The organism is uncultured Methanobrevibacter sp. (assembly GCF_902764455.1).
GTDB lineage: Archaea > Methanobacteriota > Methanobacteria > Methanobacteriales > Methanobacteriaceae > Methanocatella.
The window spans coordinates 39,012-58,610 of record NZ_CACWVY010000009.1 but is presented as its reverse complement, the minus strand read 5'-3'; the positions used below and the strand labels follow the sequence as shown (position 1 = coordinate 58,610).

Annotated in this window: 15 protein-coding genes; 10 read left to right on the top strand and 5 right to left on the bottom strand. The window is 31.1% G+C overall.

The genetic code is table 11. The features are described from left to right. Both QZU75_RS03420 and QZU75_RS03415 read left to right on the top strand, forming a co-directional pair. On the top strand, positions 1 to 1,969 hold a 1,969-nt coding region (locus QZU75_RS03420), incomplete at its 5' end, for an ABC transporter transmembrane domain-containing protein (RefSeq protein WP_296881551.1). A 927-nt stretch (positions 1,970 to 2,896) separates the two neighbouring features. Continuing rightward, positions 2,897 to 3,235, top strand: coding sequence for a hypothetical protein (locus QZU75_RS03415; protein ID WP_296881550.1), 339 nt, complete (start codon positions 2,897 to 2,899; stop codon positions 3,233 to 3,235). 435 nt (positions 3,236 to 3,670) lie between these two features. On the opposite strand, the gene QZU75_RS03410 is transcribed toward QZU75_RS03415, so the two are convergent. After that, the gene (locus QZU75_RS03410) at positions 3,671 to 5,545 is read right to left on the bottom strand and encodes a sensor histidine kinase (protein ID WP_296881549.1); all 1,875 of its coding nucleotides are present in this window, start codon (positions 5,543 to 5,545) and stop codon (positions 3,671 to 3,673) included. Positions 5,546 to 5,694: 149 nt separating this feature from the next. After that, positions 5,695 to 5,841: a hypothetical protein gene (locus QZU75_RS03405; RefSeq protein WP_296881548.1), complete on the bottom strand. Its 147-nt coding sequence runs from the start codon at positions 5,839 to 5,841 to the stop codon at positions 5,695 to 5,697. A 556-nt stretch (positions 5,842 to 6,397) separates the two neighbouring features. On the opposite strand from QZU75_RS03405, the gene QZU75_RS03400 reads away from it, so the two are divergent. Further along, on the top strand, positions 6,398 to 7,786 hold the full coding sequence (locus QZU75_RS03400) for a DHA2 family efflux MFS transporter permease subunit (protein WP_296881547.1): 1,389 nt from the start codon (positions 6,398 to 6,400) through the stop codon (positions 7,784 to 7,786). A gap of 176 nt (positions 7,787 to 7,962) precedes the next feature. Here QZU75_RS03400 and QZU75_RS03395 read toward each other — a convergent pair whose 3' ends face one another. Then, positions 7,963 to 8,334 carry a helix-turn-helix domain-containing protein gene (locus QZU75_RS03395; RefSeq protein ID WP_296881546.1) on the bottom strand — a complete coding sequence of 124 codons (372 nt, stop codon included), beginning with the start codon at positions 8,332 to 8,334 and terminating at the stop codon, positions 7,963 to 7,965. A 94-nt stretch (positions 8,335 to 8,428) separates the two neighbouring features. Here QZU75_RS03395 and QZU75_RS03390 point away from each other — a divergent pair, with 94 nt between their 5' ends. The 6 genes from QZU75_RS03390 to QZU75_RS03365 all read left to right on the top strand — a co-directional run bounded on the left by QZU75_RS03390 (position 8,429) and on the right by QZU75_RS03365 (position 13,528). Continuing rightward, positions 8,429 to 9,370, top strand: a complete 942-nt coding sequence (locus QZU75_RS03390; RefSeq protein ID WP_296881545.1) for an aldo/keto reductase — start codon at positions 8,429 to 8,431, stop codon at positions 9,368 to 9,370. Positions 9,371 to 9,457: 87 nt separating this feature from the next. Continuing rightward, positions 9,458 to 9,847, top strand: a complete 390-nt coding sequence (locus QZU75_RS03385; RefSeq protein WP_296881544.1) for a helix-turn-helix domain-containing protein — start codon at positions 9,458 to 9,460, stop codon at positions 9,845 to 9,847. Between the two features lie 11 nt (positions 9,848 to 9,858). Continuing rightward, positions 9,859 to 11,013 carry a cyclophilin-like fold protein gene (locus QZU75_RS03380; protein WP_296881543.1) on the top strand — a complete coding sequence of 385 codons (1,155 nt, stop codon included), beginning with the start codon at positions 9,859 to 9,861 and terminating at the stop codon, positions 11,011 to 11,013. A gap of 19 nt (positions 11,014 to 11,032) precedes the next feature. After that, positions 11,033 to 11,470, top strand: coding sequence for a cyclophilin-like fold protein (locus QZU75_RS03375; protein WP_296881542.1), 438 nt, complete (start codon positions 11,033 to 11,035; stop codon positions 11,468 to 11,470). 36 nt (positions 11,471 to 11,506) lie between these two features. Continuing rightward, positions 11,507 to 12,475, top strand: coding sequence for an alpha/beta hydrolase (locus tag QZU75_RS03370; protein ID WP_296881541.1), 969 nt, complete (start codon positions 11,507 to 11,509; stop codon positions 12,473 to 12,475). Between the two features lie 114 nt (positions 12,476 to 12,589). After that, entirely contained in the window at positions 12,590 to 13,528 is a 939-nt protein-coding gene (locus tag QZU75_RS03365) for a bile acid:sodium symporter family protein (RefSeq protein WP_296881540.1), read from the top strand. Between the two features lie 50 nt (positions 13,529 to 13,578). Here the strand turns inward: QZU75_RS03365 and QZU75_RS03360 are convergent, their stop codons facing one another. Beyond that, positions 13,579 to 14,610 carry an aldo/keto reductase gene (locus QZU75_RS03360; protein WP_296881539.1) on the bottom strand — a complete coding sequence of 344 codons (1,032 nt, stop codon included), beginning with the start codon at positions 14,608 to 14,610 and terminating at the stop codon, positions 13,579 to 13,581. Positions 14,611 to 14,869: 259 nt separating this feature from the next. Between QZU75_RS03360 and QZU75_RS03355 the strand changes: the two genes are divergently transcribed. Further along, positions 14,870 to 18,493: a hypothetical protein gene (locus tag QZU75_RS03355; protein ID WP_296881538.1), complete on the top strand. Its 3,624-nt coding sequence runs from the start codon at positions 14,870 to 14,872 to the stop codon at positions 18,491 to 18,493. A 255-nt stretch (positions 18,494 to 18,748) separates the two neighbouring features. Here the strand turns inward: QZU75_RS03355 and QZU75_RS12800 are convergent, their stop codons facing one another. After that, a complete protein-coding gene (locus tag QZU75_RS12800) occupies positions 18,749 to 19,078 on the bottom strand; it encodes a histone family protein (RefSeq protein ID WP_394350228.1) in 330 nt (109 codons plus the stop codon). Positions 19,079 to 19,599: the final 521 nt, after the last annotated feature.

Below are 19,599 nucleotides of genomic sequence, written 5' to 3'. Positions count from 1 at the left end.
TGCATTAAAATTCCAATGGAAAACAATAATAATCATTTTTGCATTACTCATTATTCAGACATTTTTTCAAATGGAGATAATTGATTTGTTCAGCACTGCTTTAACTGGAGTTAAAGAACAGAAAATAGGCTTGCTTTTCAAATCAGGATTATACATGTTAGTGTATACTGCCTTTGTGATGATTTCCATTTATGCTGTCTCTTTTCTCTCAACAAGAGTGGCTTCAAAAGCAGCATATACAATACGTGAGAAAATATTTCATATTCTAATGAACTTGCCTGATGAGGAAATTGCCAACTTTAAAATTTCAGGGCTAACCACACGGTCAACCAGAGGAATGTCCTCAGAACAGGGATTTATAGTGATAATACTCACACAATTAATGCTGATTCCAGTTACACTCACAGCAATTATATATGAAATAGCATTGATTGATGGGACTTATGCGATATTCTTCTTGTCATTTGTTGGTGTTATTGCCCTTCTTGTAATTTTTAGAATGAAACAAATTGTAAAAATATTTTTCAGAGCTAAAAAGACATATGGGAAGTTAAACCTGATGTTTCTCTCCAAAATCACCGATATTGCCCTCAAGATTCCATTTAATAAACAGGAGTATGAAGTTGAATTTGAAAAGGCATGTGAGAATTCATATGATAAAAACGTTAAGTATATCTTAAGTCAATATTACCTGGGCCCAGTATTATTATGGGGTTTATATGCTGTTGTTCTGATTACATTTGCAATGATCAATTCCGGGTACACTATTGGCTTTGAAACTGACAGTGTAATTGATTCATTTATTATTCTGATATATGTTGCATACTTCATTTCTACCTTGACATTTGTTCCAGCTTTAATTGATAGGTGGCCACGTGCATATGCCACTTCCGTGCGTTTAGAAGAAGTCCTTAATATTGAAGATAAAATCATAAAATCTGAAAACACAACGGATAATCCAAAAGAAATAGAAATTGTTGAGGATGATATTGCTTGTGAGGATAAGGGCATATGGGCTGAAAGAAAAGACATCTTCCAAAAATTCCGCAGAATATTGAAAGACGATAAGGCCAAAACAATAATATCAATGATTTTACTCACGGCATCTACATTGTGCATGGTTTATGCTCCTAAAGTTGCAGGAAAGACGGTTGATTTATTGAGTTCTAACGTGAATTCATCTAACGATTTTGCCATCTACACTAATCTTGCCTTGTTGTTGGCATTATATTCTGTAGGGTATCTGTTTAAAGTACCTCCAAAGAGAATCATGGGAGTTATCGGTGAAAAGGTCGCATATAATTTAAGAATGAAATTATTTGATAAACTTGATGCTGTTGGTTCAGGATTCATTCAGGAAAATTCAAAGGGTCAGATACTATCTAGATTAAACAATGATGTGATGAACATCAGAGAGTTCGTCTCTTCCCGTATTTCTGAAATTTTTGCGCAAATCCTATCGATAGTCCTTGTAATGGTATTGATGGTGATGACAGACTTTAGATTGAGCTTAATATATCTGATGATACTGCCTGTTTATGTGATTTGCTTTTATTTATGTGATTATAAATCTAAATCCTATTACGATGGTCATCAAAAGCATTTGGGGCGATTGATGAGCTATTTTGAAAGAGGCCTGTCAAATCGTGATTCATTCCATGAAAAAGGATTTAAAAAAATCAACCAAACTGTAATTGACTATTATGCCAAATCCCGAAATGTTACTAATTTTATGGAGCCTATTACAACCTTTTTAACAAATGCAAGTAATATAACTGTTTATATGGCAGGTGTTTACTTTTTGTCAGTTAATGAAATACAGCTGGGAACCTTATTGGCAGTTATTATGTATGGACAATTAATGACAAAGCCTATTAAGAAACTAAGCAACTCAATGGCCTCTATTGAAACTGCATTTTCAAGCATCAAGAGGATATTTGCGATTATTGACTATCAAAAAGATGAATAATTGAATTTCAATCATGCAATATGTATTGGACAGCTTTGATTGCTTTACGCAAATGTCTTATCCAAAATACGTAATAACTCTGATGATGTGAACATGCCTCATGATGGAATTCATATGAATTTAATCGATTTTTTAAGGGATAATGAATTGATTTAAATTCTTGGAAATCATACTTGAGAGTAATGAATTAAGTATTTTCTTTCCATTTCAATCAACTTATTATTTTTTTATTGGAGACTTTTGGAGTTTTTCATTAGAGACTTTTATAAATATAATTAATTTCCCAATAGTACATTATCCTAATGTTTACTTTAGTATTTCATGGATATGTTGTTAGTGTGAGAGTATTTGACAAGTAATATTTGTTCGTAAACGAAACAAATTTCACTAAAAGTAGTGGATAATTTAAAGTGTGTCATTCCAACAGCAACAGGAAACTGGCCAAAAAGAATCAAAAATTGAATATCCTGATTCACCATTCCTGATAAGTGATGTTGTAAATGAAGTCAATGAACCAAGCTAATTGATTCACAGCAAAGATTAATTTGATTAGTTGTCTCATTTCTATTTTAATCAATTTTTAGATTTATCAAAAATTTTATATTTTATCTTTCGTTATCATGAAATCTATTCGTCATTACTTTTCATTTAACTGAAAACATATTGATTTTTTTATTTACTTTTTATTGTCTTCATGCGGACAGGTTTTGGTAATGGTTTTTGGTGCGATATTTTATGGGGAAATACAGTCATTTTTGATGATTTTAGGTTTAGTAATCAATATGTTTGCATTATTCCTATTAAGTAGGGATAAAACAATAGTTAATTATTAGCTTTTCAGATATTGGTAAAAATATTGCATAATCAATAGATAAACTAAACAAATAGTTATAACTTTAAATATTTCTAACAATAAAAATTACAATCATGTCAAGAACTTATCTTAAATTTAAAAGTACAAACAGAGAAGAGGAAGAGCAAACAATATTGAGAATTTTGAAAGATAACAAATACAAAAAAAGAGAATCCCAAGGAGAGGAATTTTATCAACATGGATCCGGAATAGTCACATCTCCACAGTTAATTAAATACACATTTAAAAATGATATAATTGTAATAGAATCATGGGTTAGAGACTTTGGATTCCTAGGTGAATCCAGTTTAGAAGGTTCCAGCCAAATATTTGCTAAAAAATCCGCTAAAGAAACATTAAAAAAAATTCAGGAAGGACTGGGGTTAGAAATTATTGAACAAGGAACTTTGTAATAACTGTTCACAGATAAACAAACATTAATTTTAATTTTTTAACAATAATTATGTGTATTGTATAAAAACAAATTTCACTAAAAGTAGTAGATAATTTGAAGTGTATTATGCCAACACTACATGGACCTGGTCAAAAAGAACCTGAAGTTGCATAATTTGATTCACTATTACTCATCGGTGAGGTTAATAATGGTGATGTTGTAAATGAAATTTCAGAGCCAAGTTTCATTGACATACAAACTAGATTATTTTAAAATATTTCGTTATGGTTAAAATTTTTTAAAAAATCTATAATGTTCATGTGTTAAATTATCATTTGGAACATAATCTATTATCAATTGGGCATCTTTCACTGTAAAGATAAGAAGATAATGTTACGATAATTTTTAAATGACTTTTTTCTTAAAAAATAATATTTAAATAATCTACAATCAATTAACCATGTATTGTATGCACCATTTTTATTGGGAAAGTTAATTTATATTCAGTTCCATTTTTATATTCCACTAATTCAATTTCACCGTCCAATTGTTTGGTGAGGCTTTTAATGATTGTGCAACCCAGATTTTTAGAAATGCTCTTAGGATCTTCAATGCCCACACCATTATCTTTGAATGTCATTTGGGCGGTATCTTCATCGATTTTGGTTATGATTTTGGTAATTTTCTTATTTTTAATTGTTTCATCTGGGAATGCATGTTTTAGGGCGTTCATATTTAACTCATCAATGATTAATAATAATGGGGTGATAACTTCAATTGTTAAATTGAGGTCTTCATCAACTATTGATTCAAATTCAACGCTATCGTCCATGCTAACTATATTTCTAATTTGACTGTCTTGGTCTTCTATGAACTCGTTTAGATTAATATTTTTTAAGTCCTGGGTATTATAGGTCTTTTCATGTAATATTGCAAGTGAGGTTAGGCGTGTCTGCATATGGTCGATGATTACATCAGGTTCGTTTCTATATACTCTTTTTTCTAAATTTAGGAAACTGTTGAGAATTTGCAGATTGTTTTTAACTCTATGATGAACCTCTTTTATTAACATGATTTTATGTTCATTAGATTCACGCAATTCTCTCTGCTTATTCATTTCATCGGTAATGTCTGATAAAAATCCGAGGCTATGATTCTTTTTGCTAAATTCAAAGCGTTCAATGTACAGTTCACAGATTTTTTGATTATTTTCATCCCCATTGACATTATATGTGAATGTTTCATCAATTCTGTCCAATTCTCCTTCAATTAATCTGATAATCTGTTTTTTTGTTTCATCTTCAACGATATTGTTGATAACATCACGGGAATGAACATAATCTTTTGGATTTTTATTTATAAAATAATAAAATCCTTCTGAAAATTCAAAATGTTTGGGATTTAGCGGTTCGATTAATAATGCCAGTTTCTTGCTGTTTTTAAAGCCCTGCAATAGGAAATCAACAGGTTTTGTCATGGATTTTTTAGAGTATTGGGTTACATCGTTAAATAAACCGTAACGGCTGATTAGGTTTCCGTTTTCATCGAAGTTAGAATATAGGTTAATTTCAAGATACTTCAAGGTTCCATCATCGGTTTTGATTCTGATTAGGTCTTCATGATGGGTGGTGTCAGTATCCATAATTTTTAAGATTCTTTCAATCAGTTCCTTGTCTTCTGGAATGGCAAGATCAAAAACAATGTTGTGATAATCGTCATAGTCTTCCCTAGGGCGATTTATGATGTTATATATTCCTTGTGTCCATGTATATTTTCCATCAATTCTGCGGTAACTTCCAGTTTGTGTGAAGTATTCCATCATGTTGACTTTATCCTCAGCATACTGAATTTTTTCAAATTCGTCGGAAGTGCCCTTGTCGGTGTTGATGTGGTCTGCAAAAACAAATATCCTGTTCATTTCATAAAGAATCTTGACAATGGTGATTTTGGATAACTTTTCCGTACCGTAATAGAAGACATGTATCACCTTTGTTTCTTGAGATTTATAGACTTCATGGAGAGACTCGTGAAAGATTTCATATAAAACCGGTGAAACCTTGCTTAATAATCTTCCTCGCACATCATCCAATTGGAGATTTCCTTGATTAAGTATAAAGTTTCCCGCTGATTTGATTATAAAATCATTTCCATCGTTATGAGGTATTAAAATGTTTACATCCATGGGGATATTGCTTATGAGCTGTGGATATGGAACTTCATCGACATGAAATTCAAGGGGTGTTGGAGTATATAATTCTTTTTCATTAATATCATAAATACGAAGTTCATCAATATTTTCTAATCTCCTATAATCTTTATACATTTTCATTTAAATTACCCTAATTCCACTTAATTCTTAATATGAGCACTAAAAGTAACTCCATTTTTGGATGAAACATCCTGTTTGAACAATTGAAAATTATTATATCGAATGTTATTATTATATATGGAAATTGTAGTATTTATATTGATGATAAATCAAATTGTACTGATTGAAAAATTATAGATAATGAGGTAACTGATATTTTTGGAATACATGTCGTCATATTTTGGACTTCTGTTTGGACTATATTCCACTTCAGCATCTCGAAGAACCGGGCTGTTTTCAAATTTAAAATCATCCAAAACATGTTTTCTATAACCTATTTATTTCTTTATTTTTTAGTAGACTTTTGCAAAAATAATTTTTCAGATTTTCTTTAAAATTTTTGATTTGTATATCCAATTTTTGATTGGGGCACCTATAGTTAACAATAAAACGAATTTCACTAAAAAGTAATGGTAATAATGGTACTTTTAAGCATTAATTGTTCGTACTATATTAAACAATATTTCTAATTTGTAGTAGATAATTTTTATACTGTTTTACAAAAAGTTAAATGAAGCGGGTCAAGAAATAAAAGTTCTATAATCTGGATTCTCCCCTGCTGATTGGTGAGGTAAAAGAGTGTGATGATGTAAAAGAGATTAATGAATCGAGGGTTATATTGACTCACAAACTAAAATATTTTAATTTTTTTATATTCAGAGAATATTGAAACATGGATAAAAATTAGGTATCTGGGTGATTTAATACTTCTTAAGTAATTTTTTCAAAATATTTAAAAATTATTAAAAAATAATAATATGTTATCTGTTAGATAATTCTTTCTCAGACAACTGAATTTTTATGGAACCTATTATGGATTTTGAAAATAGAAATGGTTTAATAACTTTAATTATAATTATACTGGCTTCTTCAATTACTTTAATCTCACAGAGTATTGTAACAACAAGTTTGCCTTATTATATGAATGATTTTGCAATATCTTCTGCAACCGCACAATGGACATACTCCGTTTTTCTATTGGTGCTTGGAGTAATGATTCCCCCAACAGCATACATTACAAAAAGATTTAAAATTAAAACAATCATGACAACATCTCTTATATTATTCATAATGGGTTCGGTGCTTTGTTTTTTATCAACAAGCATTGAAATGTTGATTGTTGGTAGAATTTTGGAAGCAATGGGAACTGGTATTTTAATGCCGATAGGCCAGATATTAATTTTCAGGATAATGCCCGAGGAAAAATGGGGATTTTTCATGGGCTTGATGGGATTCCTTGTTGGAATTGTACCTGCAATGGGGCCGACAATAGGTGGGATTATAGTTGATTTATATAACTGGAGAGTTATTTTTGAATTTTTGGCAATAATTGCTGTGGTAATCTTAATTTTGGCAATGCTCTTTGCAAACTTCGAGCTTGAAACAGAGAAGTATCCTTTGGATTTTCCTTCATTGATATTGTCAATACTGTTTTGTGTAGGGTTAATGATTGGATTTTCAAATATTGCAGAGTTCGGATTCAGCTTAACTCATGTAATTTTACCAATTATTGTTGGAGCAATATCTTTAATAGTATTTATCAGTCGTCAAAATAAGATTGAAAAGCCTTTGGTCAACTTGACTGTGTTGAAAAATAAGTATTTTGTATATGGGACTGTTTTTGCATCATTGCTCTACTTTATAATGTGTGGAATTAATGTAATTGTGCCTTTGTTTGTTCAAAATGTAGCATATTATTCTTCAACAGAATCTGGACTCATATTGTTCCCTGCAGCAATTATTATGATAGTGTTTAATTTCATAGGTCCTGTATTGGCTGATAAAATTGGAATAAAACCTGTTTTAATAGCTTCATCAATTTTAAATATAATCTGTTTCGCTGCCATGATGAGTTATAATATGAATTCCTCGTTCGAATACCTGTTAATTACTCAGCTAATCAGGGGAATCGGCTGCGGACTTGGTCTATCTCCGGCTATTACTTGGGCAATGAGTGTTGTAGCAGGGGATGTTGAAGATGCAACAGCGATTAACAACACTGCAAGGCAGGTTATAGGTGCAATAGGTTCATCAGTTACGGTTGTGATAATGCAGATATTGGCAAATGGAAATATTACTCACAATCAGCTTTCCGTCAATTCATTTAGCTTAACTTCATTCATGATGATAATAATTACTGTAATATTGTTAATAATAACAATATTCTTCATAAAAAATAAAAGTGACATTGTGGACGGTTAAGATTTTGGTTAAAACATTGTTGGTTGTGATAAATGTTTGTAATTTATGGAATAATTCAAATTAAGTCGAATAGGACTAATCTGAGAGTTATCATGTATTTAAAATATGTTTCAATACATAATTGAGTTTTATATGATGCGATTTTTGAATTAAATGATGTTAATAATCTTGGATAATCAACAAGATTGGTCCAGTAACTGTTTTCTAAATCCTTCCTTTGCTTTCATCATTGTTTTTTCATCGTAAAATTCTTTATTGTTGTCTAAAGTAAATTCAACCAAATCATAAATAACTTTATTCAATGATTTACCTTTAGGGGTTAGAAAGTATTCGTCAGCATCTTTTTTAATCAATCCCTGTTCTTCCATGAATTTCAAGCTTCTGGACAATGCCTTGTTTGACATTTCAGGCCTTTCCTTTTGAAATTCACTAAATCGGGTTTTTCCAAAGAACATATCGCAAATAATTTGCAAAACCCATTTTCTATTGATTATATCAAGTGACAATTCAACTGGACAGTGTGTAAGTTCAAAATCAAAATATGTCATATGGTTTAAAAATTTCTATTTTGTCTTATTTTAATGTTTAGGTGTCATAGCCGTCACTTTAACTTTTTATAGTTATCTATTGAGATAATTAAATATGACATTAAAAGATAATCTTCCAAAAATTGCCCTTGGCGCTTGGGCTTGGGGTAATGATGGAACTTTTGGAAATGAACATAAAATTGAAGACTTAAAACCAATCTATGATAAATCAATGGAATTGGGATTAAACCTTTGGGATACTGCATATGTCTATGGAATGGGAAAATCTGAAGAGGTTTTAGGAGAATTCTTAAAAACTTCCAATCGTGAAGATTTTGTAATTTCAACCAAATTCACACCACAGCTTGCCGAGATGTTTGAGGCAAATGAGGTAACATCAATGTATGAAAACAGCGCAAAAATATTGGGCGTTGAAGACATTGATATTTTCTGGATTCACAATCCTGTCGGAGCGCCTGAATGGACTAAAAAACTGGTTGAAACCGCAAAAGAGCATGACATTAAAATGATTGGTGTTTCAAACCATAATCTCGCAGAAATCAAAGAGGCAAATGAGATTTTAAAAGAAGCAGGATTAAAGCTTGGAGCCGTTCAAAACCATTACAGCCTGTTAAACCGTTCATCTGAAGATTCAGGAATCCTTGAGTACTGTAAAGAGAATGACATAATCTTTTTCTCATACATGGTTTTAGAACAGGGTGCATTATCCGGCAAATATGACACTGAACATCCTTTCCCTGAAGGATCAGACAGGGCAAATGCATATGGTGGAAGTTTGGCAGAAATTGAGGAGTTGAATAAAGCTATTGCAGATATTGCAGAAAATCACAATGCAAAAGTTGCACAATTGCCGATTGCATGGGCAATAGCTAAAGGAACACTTCCAATTGTTGGAGCAACAAAGGTTCATCATGTTGAAGATGCGGCTGATGCAGTAAACATTGAATTAAGTGATGATGAAATTAAGACAATGGAAGAACTGGCAGATAAGGCTAATGTTAATACAATTAGAATTTGGGAAAAAGAAATGAAATAATTTCTTTTCTTTACTTTTTTTTTACCTATGATTTGTGGCATTTTTGCCACTATAACTATTAAAATATTAATGAACAAATAATTTTTCATGGCACTTGAAGAGAAATTGTATGCAAATCAATTTGAAAGAAATATTGTAGGTGGTGCAATTAAATCCATAAGCAATAAATGGACATTTTACATTTTGAAGGATTTGTTTTTGGGAAAAAAGCGTTTTACACAATTTCAGGAAAACCGTCCAAATCTGGACAATAAATCTCTTGCAAGATGCCTTAAATCAATGGAAAAAAACAATCTAATTGAAAAAAAGATTAATAATCATGAAACTGAATATTTTTTAACTTCAAAAGGAATGAAACTGAATAAAGTATTATATGAATTGATTATTTTTGCTTTGGATACTCATGAGGGAGATTTTTACACGGATGATGAGATTACATTTATAAAAGAAACTTATATTGATATTCTTGACGTATGAGTTGTGATAATATGTTTGATAAAAAAATTGTTTTTGTGCTGATTTTCATTGTAGCAATACTGAGTATTTCTGCAGCCAATGCGTCTGAAAACAGGAATAATGCAACTGATGTTGTTGTTAATAATCAATCAATAGCTGACAGTATGCAGATATTCAATGAGTCAAATACTGTTTCAAATGGAAGTACCCAAACAGTATCGACTAAAAGCAATTCAGTGGAACCTAAATCGATTTCACTGTCTGTTTCAAAATTATCAACAACATACGGATCAGGCAAATATTTCAAGGTAAAAGCGATTGACAGCAAAACTAAAAAATCTGTTATGAATGTTAAACTTATTTTAAAGGTATATTCCGGTAAAAAATATAAAAAAATTACTGTAACAACTGATTCTAATGGAATTGCAAAATATTATGCATCTAATTTAGACATTGGCAGTCATAAAGTGACAATTAATGTCAAAGATTCTAAAAAGTTTTCATCAAAGATGAAATATAGTTCGATTAAAATTTCAATGGCTAAACTAAAAATTTCAGCTCCAAAAATCACAGTTTATTATAATGAATCTAAAAGGTACAATATTACTATTAAAAATGGGGAATCCAAAAAACCGATGAAGAATATTAAAGTAATGATAAAGGTTTTTACAGGTAAAAAATATAAGAAGTACTCTTTGAAAACCGATAAAGAAGGAATTGTGAGTTTCAACATGAAATCATTGCCTAAAGGCAAACACAATGTTTTTATTAATATTAAATCAACATCTAAGGTTAAATCGGCTGTTTTAAAAACATATATCAAAACTGTTGCTCGTTCAAATATAATAAAACTTAAAGTCAATAATCATGTTTTAAATGTGAAATTGGAAGATAATTCTGCAGCAAAAGCACTGATGAACAAGCTAAAAGGGGGCGATGTTACAATTCATGCTGAAGATTATGGAGGCTTTGAAAAAGTTGGGGATTTGGGATTTTCACTTCCGAGAAGCGACAAATATATTACCACGTCAGCAGGTGATATTGTGCTTTATGATGGTGATGAGATATCACTATTCTATAATTCAAATTCCTGGTCTTATACAAAACTGGGCAAAGTACAGAATATTGAAGATTTAAAGAAGATTTTGGGGACTGGCGATGTAAAATTAGTTTTAAGTTTAAAATAACAAGTATCTAGGTGATATGATGTCTTTCATTAAAAAAATTTGTTTTATAGTCGTATTGAGTTTAATTGCTTGTACTGCAGTTAGCGGAGATGATAGTATGGATGATTTAGTTAAAGTCAGAATCAATGATGAGGTATTTGATGTTAAATTGGAAAACAATTCTGCAACTCAGGAATTGATTAAAGAATTGAAAAAAGGAAATGTCACAGTTAATGCATCTGAGTATGGGGGTTTTGAAAAAGTAGGGGATTTGGGCTTTTCACTTCCAACAAGTGATGAAAATATTGGTACCAACCCTGGGGATATTGTATTGTATCAGGGAGACAAAATATCCTTGTTTTACGGTTCTCATTCATGGAGCTATACAAAACTGGGTAAAATAGATAATGTTGACTCCAATAAACTAAAGGAAGTTCTGGGATCTGGTGATGTTACATTAGAGTTCAGTTTAAAATGATTATAAATTTTATTAAAAATTATAAAAGTGGTTATAATGGATAATATTGAGATAACAGAAGAATGGGATAAGGTTTTTCCAAAAAGCGAAAAGGTAAATCATGAAAAGGTAACATTCAAAAATAGGTATGGAATAACTTTGGTTGCAGATTTATACAAACCAGAGGATTCTAAGGATAAATTACCTGCTATTGCATGTGCAGGACCATTTGGTGCTGTAAAAGAACAGGTTTCAGGTCTTTATGCACAGACCCTGGCGGAAATGGGATTTTTGACAATAGCTTTTGACCCTTCATTTACAGGTGAAAGTTCAGGAGAACCTCGTGACATGGCATCCCCGGACATCAATACTGAAGATTTTCAGGCTGCAGTTGACTATCTTGTCACATCAGATGATGTTGACAGTGACAGGGTAGGAATTTGTGGAATCTGTGGATGGGGAGGAATGGCGCTAAATGCTGCATCTCTTGATACCCGTATCAAAGCAACAGTCACCTCAACAATGTATAATATGACTCGTATTACTGCAAAGGGATATTATGATGCGGATGATAATGCCGATGCAAGATATGAAATGAAAGTTGCCTTAAACAATCAAAGAACCGAAGACTTTAAAAATGGAGAATATGCAAAAGCCGGAGGGGTCATTAAAGAGGTGACAGATGACTTGCCACAATTTGTAAAGGATTATCATGACTTTTACATTGAACCTTTAGGATATCATCCGAGATCTCCTGGTTCAAATGATGGATGGAATGTAATAGGATGCATGTCATTCATATCTCAGCCGATTATAGCATATTCTGATGAAATCAGAACACCAATTTTAATGATTCATGGAGAAAATGCACATTCCAGATATTTCTCAGAAGATGAATTTGCAAAATTGACTGGGGACAATAAGGAGTTAATGATTATCCCGGATGCAGTTCACACTGATTTGTACTATAAAACTGATGTAATCCCTTTTGAAAAGATTGCAGAATTTTTCAATAAAAACTTGTAAAGTTACTTTTAATAGTAACAATTAGAGTTCGTCCAATAATTATTTTTTTGGATTATTATTGGGCTGACTCTTAAACCATAATTTTTTTAATACATTTGGATAAAATATTTAATCATGAAAAGGATTTTTAAATTCATAGAAAAATATTTTTTCATAATAATTTTACTTGCTGTTGTCATTTCTTTAATTTATCCAAACTCATTTCAATGGGTTTTAAGTAATTATAATGGCATAAATATATTGAATCTTCTTTTAAGTATTGTTCTTTTTACAATGGGTACTACTTTAAAGGCAGATGACTTTGTTAGAGTATTTAAAAATCCTAAAGAAATTTCAGTTGGACTTTTAGCACAATATCTTGCAATGCCTTTTTTGGCACTGGCTCTTGCAAAAATATTTTCTTTAAATGATGCTTTAACTGTTGGGCTCATTCTGGTTGGAACTGTTCCTGGAGGAACTGCATCTGATGTTATTACATTTCTTGCTAAGGGAGATGTGGCTTTATCAGTTTCGTTAACAGCAGTATCAACTGTAATTTCACCAATATTGACTCCATTAATCACATTATTTTTAATTGGTAATCAAATTCAGTTCAATCCCCTTGACATGTTCATTTCAATCATTCAAATTGTGATTATTCCTATTGTTTTGGGATTAATATTAAATTACAAGTTTCCTGATTTCTGTGAAAAATTGAAAGATTATTTGCCAGCAATATCTTCAATTGTAATCTCTTTGATTGTTGCAGGGGTAATTGGTGCCAATAAACAGGCTATCTTAACTTCATCAGAAATAATAATTATTGTCATCATTCTGCAGTATTTCGTTGCGATGTTTCTTGGATTTGCTGCGGGTTATTTGGCAGGAATGGATAAAAAGCAGATTGTTACTGTGGCTATTGAGCTGGCATTTCAAAATTCAGGTTTGTCTACGGGTCTTGCAAAGACTCATTTTCCAAATCTGTCTCAAGCAACAGTTCCTGGAGCATTATATTCTGTGTGGCAGAATTTTGCAGGATCAATTCTTTCATATGTATTTAGAAGATATTTATGATGTTTTTAAGGATTGTTACTGATATAATTCCTTTGAACTGTCATTAACGATTATTTTGTATATTTCTGCCATACCTTATCATCATCGCTGGCTGAAACCTTATTGTCTGCCATTACTCCAACTAAATCATGGGCTGTGTAAGGTTCTTCGAGATAATCCATGTCCTCTGCGGATAATTTTAAATCCACTGCATTTACTGCACCTTCAACATGATGCATTTTAGTTGCACCAACAACTGGTGAAGTTACTTTTTCTAAAAGCCATGCTAGTGAAACTTCGGTCATTGAAACTTCATATTTTGCTGAAATTTCATTTACTCTTTTGATTATTTCCAAATCTTGTGTTTCTGTGTTATGATATTTTAATTTGGCGTAAAAATCTTCTTTCATCCTTTTGGAATCCTCACCAGGCAATCTTGAGAGTCTTCCTGATGCAAGTGCACTGTATGGTGTTAATGCAATATTGTCTGTTTTGCATAATGGAACCATTTCACGTTCTTCTTCACGGAAAATTAAATTATAATGTCCCTGAATTGATACGAATTTATTAAAATCATTTAATTCTGCCATTGCATTTGCTTTTGCAAGTTGCCAAGCGAAACAATTGGAAATGCCGATATATCTGACTTTTCCCTCTTCAATTACTTCATTTAAACCTTCTAAAATGTCATATAGTGGGGTATTGTAATCCCACATGTGATATATGTATAAATCAATGTAGTCCATTTGAAGATTGTCAAGACTTTTTTCAACAAGATTGTGAATATGCTGCTGGCCGGAAACATTATTTTTAATATCCTCTTCTGTTCTGGGCAGGAATTTTGTTGCAATTACAATGTCCTCACGATTAGCATACTTGTTGATTGCTTTTCCAAGGTATTGTTCAGAAGTGCCGTTCTGATAACCGATTGCAGTATCATAAAAGGTTATTCCATTCTCCAATCCTTTTTTAATTACTTCAATTGATTCTTTTTCAGGCAGTGTCCAGGTATGCATTCCTGTTGTGGGATTGCCAAAACCCATGCATCCCATACATATCCTGCTGACATTAAGTTTTGAATTTCCAAGTTTGATATATTTCATAGTAATTAATTTCAATATTTAATTAAATAAGTTTAACTTTAATACTCTATGTTAAATTGAAAATTTTTCTGTAAAATCTAGCTTCACTTTCTAATTAATTATGCTTGAAAGATTTTGTAGTTGATGGATTGTAATCAATATTTTTTTATATATTCTTGAACAAAAGTATAAACATTAATAAATTATTATCATTTTAGGAGGGATATTTATTAAATCAAAACTAATAATTGTCACATTAATTCTTGTTGTTTTAATCAGTTTGCCTTGTGTAAGTGCAGTTGCTGACAATCAAACTGATTTTGAAGTACAAGTTTGTGACGTAATCAAAGAAGAAAGTTTAACGGCTGAAAGTACCGATGTGGGTAATTTCACGGATTTAAATGAGTTAATTTCTCAGTCTGAATATGAATTAATACTGAATAAAGATTATAAATTTAATCCATCATTTGATAAGGATTTTGATGGATTTACTATTTCTAAAGATAATTATGTTGTTGACGGGCAAGGCCATACCATAGACGGTTCTGGTCAAGTGAGGATATTTGTTTTTACAGGATCAAACGTTACTCTTAAAAATATCAATATAATAAATGCTAAGGGAACTAACGGTCCTGCAGCTTATTTTGCTTCTTTAGCAATGGTTGATAATTGTAGTTTTGTTAATAATAGTGCTTCCGGTTCTGGTGGTGCGATTTATTTTAATAAATCTGTTTCTAATTGTAACATCAACTCTACATTCGTAAACAATAGTGCAAAAAATGGTGGTGCAATATACTTTAACGGTCAAACCACAGATGTCACAATAACTGGATATTTTGAAGGTAATGTGGCTGAAAGGGCGGCTGGAGCAGTATTTCTTAAGGGAAAATCTTCAAACAACTTATTTGATGCTGAATTTTATCACAATCATGCGAAAGCTGCAAGTGGTGGAGCAATATTTTTCTATAATCTTGCTGAAAACAATCAATTTATAAGTACTTTTAGATACAATAGGGGTGCTTATGGTGCAGGAATCTTTTTTTATAATAAAGCAAACAACAATAGATTCATCAGTGATTTCAGATTTAATATAGCTGAGTCCTGTGGTGGAGCAATGTTTTTCTTCAATACTTCAAATAACAACAATTTCACAGGTTATTTCGCTAACAACGCCGCTTTAGGAGAAATTGATGTTTTAAATGGTAATGGGGGAGCTATAACCTTTAAAGATACTTCATCCAATAGCATATTCAATTGTGATTTTGTTAATAATACTGCCCTTCTATATGGTGGAGGAGTAAATTACAGGAAAACTCCATATAATATAACCTTTAACAGTAATTTCATTAATAATGCTGCTAAATATGGTGGTGGGGTTAATTTCTTTGAAAACTTTGAAAATGTAGTCTTTAATGGTGAATTCAATGAAAATTCCGCTATGTATGGTGGGGCAATAGCTTGTAAAAATGGAACTGTTGAAAATGTCTCATTTAAAAATAATCGTGCAGAATCCGGTGGAGCAATTTTTGCTTTCGGTAATTTGAATGTAATAAATTCTGAATTTTATAATAACAATGCTTCCCAGCGTGGTGGAGCAATATTTGTCGGAAGTCCTGTTTCTAATTGTAGAATCAATTCCTCTTTCATTAATAATAGTGCATATCAGGGTGGAGCAATATTCTTCAACGGTGAAACTGATAGCAACATAATTGATGGGTATTTTGAAGGTAATGTGGCTGAAAGAATTGGTGGAGCTATATGTTTCCAGGCCAAATCTTGTGATAATGTAATTTCTGCTGAGTTTAATAATAATAGGGCAAATGCTGCCAGTGGTGGAGCGATATTTTTCCGTAATACTGCTGAAGGTAATGAATTTAATGGTATTTTCAGAGATAACTATGCGGTTTATGGTGGAGCAATCTTTTTCTACAATAAAACAAATAATAACAGATTCAATAGTAATTTTAGCTTCAATATAGCTAATTCTACTGGTGGTGCTATTGTTTTTGTTAATACTACTGATAACAATAATTTCACTGGTTCTTTTGTTAATAATGTTGCTTTAGGAGAAAGATCAGGTGATTTAAATGGTAATGGTGGTGCTATAACCTTTAGGGATGTGTCAAGCAATTGTTTATTTACTTGTGATTTCATTGATAATGCTGCTTCTGAACATGGTGGTGCAGTAAATTACAGGCAAACTCCACATAATATTACATTTGATGGTGATTTCATTAGCAATTATGCTAAATATGGTGGTGGAATCGATTTCATGAAAAGTTTAGATAATGTGGTCTTTAATGGTAAATTCAATAATAATTTCGCTGCCCAACAAGGTGGTGCGATTTATATTAATAATTCCGTTTCTAATTGCAGAATCAATTCCACTTTCATTAATAATAGTGCATATCAAGGTGGAGCAATATTCTTTAATGGTGAAACTGATAATAACATAATTGGAGGATATTTTGAAGGTAATGTGGCTGAAAGAATTGGTGGAGCTATATGTTTCCAAACTAAATCTTGTGATAATGTAATTTCTGCTGAGTTTAATAATAATAGGGCAAAAGCTGCCAGTGGTGGAGCGATATTTTTCCGTAATGTTGCTGAAAACAATCAGTTTGAAAGTATTTTCAGAAATAACTTTGCAGTTTATGGTGCAGGAATTTTCTTTTACAATAAAGCAAACAATAACAGATTTGATTGTGATTTCAGGTCTAATGTAGCTAATTCTTCTGGTGGAGCAATCGTTTTCCACAACACTACAAATAACAATAATTTCACTGGCTGTTTCATTAATAACTCTGCTTTAGGTGGAAATCCGGGTAATATATGGAATGGTAATGGTGGTGCGATAACCTTTAGTGATGTGTCAAGCAATTCCGTGTTCATCTGCGATTTCATTAACAACACTGCTGAACATGGTGGAGGAGTAAACTATATGCAAACTCCATATAACATTACATTTAAAGGTAATTTAATTAATGTTACAATTAATGGAACAGATATTGTGTCAGTAAAAGATAATCCAACTCTCACATTAATTAATGTTGATCCTGCACAATTAATTCTCAATGTTTCCAATATTACCTATGGAGAAATTGTAAAGATTTCTTCAAATGTTGTTGATGAAAAGTATGTACCATTAAATGATGGAATACTGTCTGTTATACTCAACGGAGAAACATATTCTGCTAATGTGACTAACGGCACTGCAACTGTAGAAATTCCTAATTTGGATGTCGGAAATTATAATGTTTATGTGAAATATTTAGGAAATGAACGTGTTTTAATTTCACCAGTCACATTCACTGTATCAAAACAAGATGCAATGATTTCTGCTAAAAATAAGGCTTATGTCATTAACTATGGTGGAAAATACAGTATTGTTCTTAAAGATGCAAATGGAAATGTTATTGTGGGTAAAAAGGTTTCATTCAAATTAAATGGCAAAAATCTGGGTTCAGTTGCTACCAATGCCAAAGGTGTTGCAACCGTTAGTTTGTCTGCAAAACTCCTGAAAACATTAAAATCAGGCAAGAAAAATCTTGTCATTCAATTTGCTGATTCAAATTATAATACTGTATCAAAAACTGTAAAGATAACAATAAATAAGGAAAAAACAAAAGTTCTCGCTAAAAACAAAATTTTCAAACAAGCGAAAAAAGTAAAAAAATATGCAGTAATCTTAAAGAACAGCAAGAATAAGGCGATTAAGAAAGTTTATGTTACTTTAAAGGTTAAAGGTAAACTTTACAAGGCTAAAACAAACAGCAAAGGTAAAGCGACTTTCAACCTTAAAAAGTTAACAATAAATGGCAAACATACAGCAGTAATCAAATTCAAAGGAAACACTTTTTACAAGCCAACCACTAAAAAAGTTAAAATAACTGTGAAAAAATAGAGTCATATTCTATTTTTTCTATTCTTTTTTTTTTAAATTCATTGTGATCCCGAATTCTTTTGAAAATATCTTGGGTTTTTGAGGTTATGGTTGAAAATAGCATATTCATCTAATATTTCAATTCATCAGACAATATGTTTTTTTCTGCATAAATGTTAATTCTTATCTGTTATTAAAAAAAGTAAAAAAAATTTGCAAGAATAACTTGCAAATAATAGGATTTATATCAATCTTTGTATTAATCTTCATTTATTCTCATTTTTCCAATTTCTTAAATGATTTGATGATTTCTTCAATACCTTGTCCTTCTTTTGCAGCATCAAATACATTTTTGATTACGTCTAAGATATTGTGTTTATTCTCATTAGGAGATTCAGAAGTTTTTGAACTATCAATAGCCAAAGCAATATCTTCTGCTTTTACAGTTTTTCTTTTTGCATATTTTGAATAGGTAACTGCTTTTTTAGAGACATCTTCTGCGTAATCTTCTAAGTATTCAACTAATGCATCTACTGCATCAGCACTTACTCTTTCAGCGCCAGCTTCTTGGATGATTCTTTTTACAGGAGCCTTAGGAATTGCCATATTTTTCACCTCCTTTATAATAGTTTTATATTATTATATCAATATTGTATTATTAAAATTTTGCCCTATTTATTATAAATTACTTAATTTTCATATAATTAAAAAAGATATTAATTAAAAGATATTCAAAAAATAGGATTATTTTAAAAACTATGTTGATTTTATAATCTAACTTAATTAAAATAGTCTTTACCTTAAATCAAGTATTTATCTTTGAAAATTAATTTAAACAGTAACTGATAACGAAAGTCATTGGGAAAATTGGCTTTTAAAGTTCCTAAATTTTTATTAGGGTTATGCAATTAATATGAAATTGTTATTTTTGGGGCAACATTAATTCCTGGGCAATAGATTGAAGATACAGTTTAGTAAAAATGTTGATAAATGATTCAACATGTTTTTAATTTCTATATAAAAATAATTTATCAATAAATCAATTTAATAAAAGTACAATTTTAAACTGAGATAATCACTGGTAGGCATGTTACATAATGCCTCATGCTATTAAAAGAAAAAATCAG

Bases quoted from the DNA above. Each gene is read 5' to 3' on its own strand.
- QZU75_RS03415 (WP_296881550.1), top strand. From the start codon at position 2,897: ATGTCAAGAACTTATCTTAAATTTAAAAGTACAAACAGAGAAGAGGAA.
- QZU75_RS03410 (WP_296881549.1), bottom strand. From the start codon at position 5,545: ATGAAAATGTATAAAGATTATAGGAGATTAGAAAATATTGATGAACTT.
- QZU75_RS03400 (WP_296881547.1), top strand. From the start codon at position 6,398: ATGGATTTTGAAAATAGAAATGGTTTAATAACTTTAATTATAATTATA.
- QZU75_RS03395 (WP_296881546.1), bottom strand. From the start codon at position 8,334: ATGACATATTTTGATTTTGAACTTACACACTGTCCAGTTGAATTGTCA.
- QZU75_RS03390 (WP_296881545.1), top strand. From the start codon at position 8,429: ATGACATTAAAAGATAATCTTCCAAAAATTGCCCTTGGCGCTTGGGCT.
- QZU75_RS03385 (WP_296881544.1), top strand. From the start codon at position 9,458: ATGGCACTTGAAGAGAAATTGTATGCAAATCAATTTGAAAGAAATATT.
- QZU75_RS03380 (WP_296881543.1), top strand. From the start codon at position 9,859: ATGTTTGATAAAAAAATTGTTTTTGTGCTGATTTTCATTGTAGCAATA.
- QZU75_RS03375 (WP_296881542.1), top strand. From the start codon at position 11,033: ATGTCTTTCATTAAAAAAATTTGTTTTATAGTCGTATTGAGTTTAATT.
- QZU75_RS03370 (WP_296881541.1), top strand. From the start codon at position 11,507: ATGGATAATATTGAGATAACAGAAGAATGGGATAAGGTTTTTCCAAAA.
- QZU75_RS03365 (WP_296881540.1), top strand. From the start codon at position 12,590: ATGAAAAGGATTTTTAAATTCATAGAAAAATATTTTTTCATAATAATT.
- QZU75_RS03360 (WP_296881539.1), bottom strand. From the start codon at position 14,610: ATGAAATATATCAAACTTGGAAATTCAAAACTTAATGTCAGCAGGATA.
- QZU75_RS12800 (WP_394350228.1), bottom strand. From the start codon at position 19,078: ATGGCAATTCCTAAGGCTCCTGTAAAAAGAATCATCCAAGAAGCTGGC.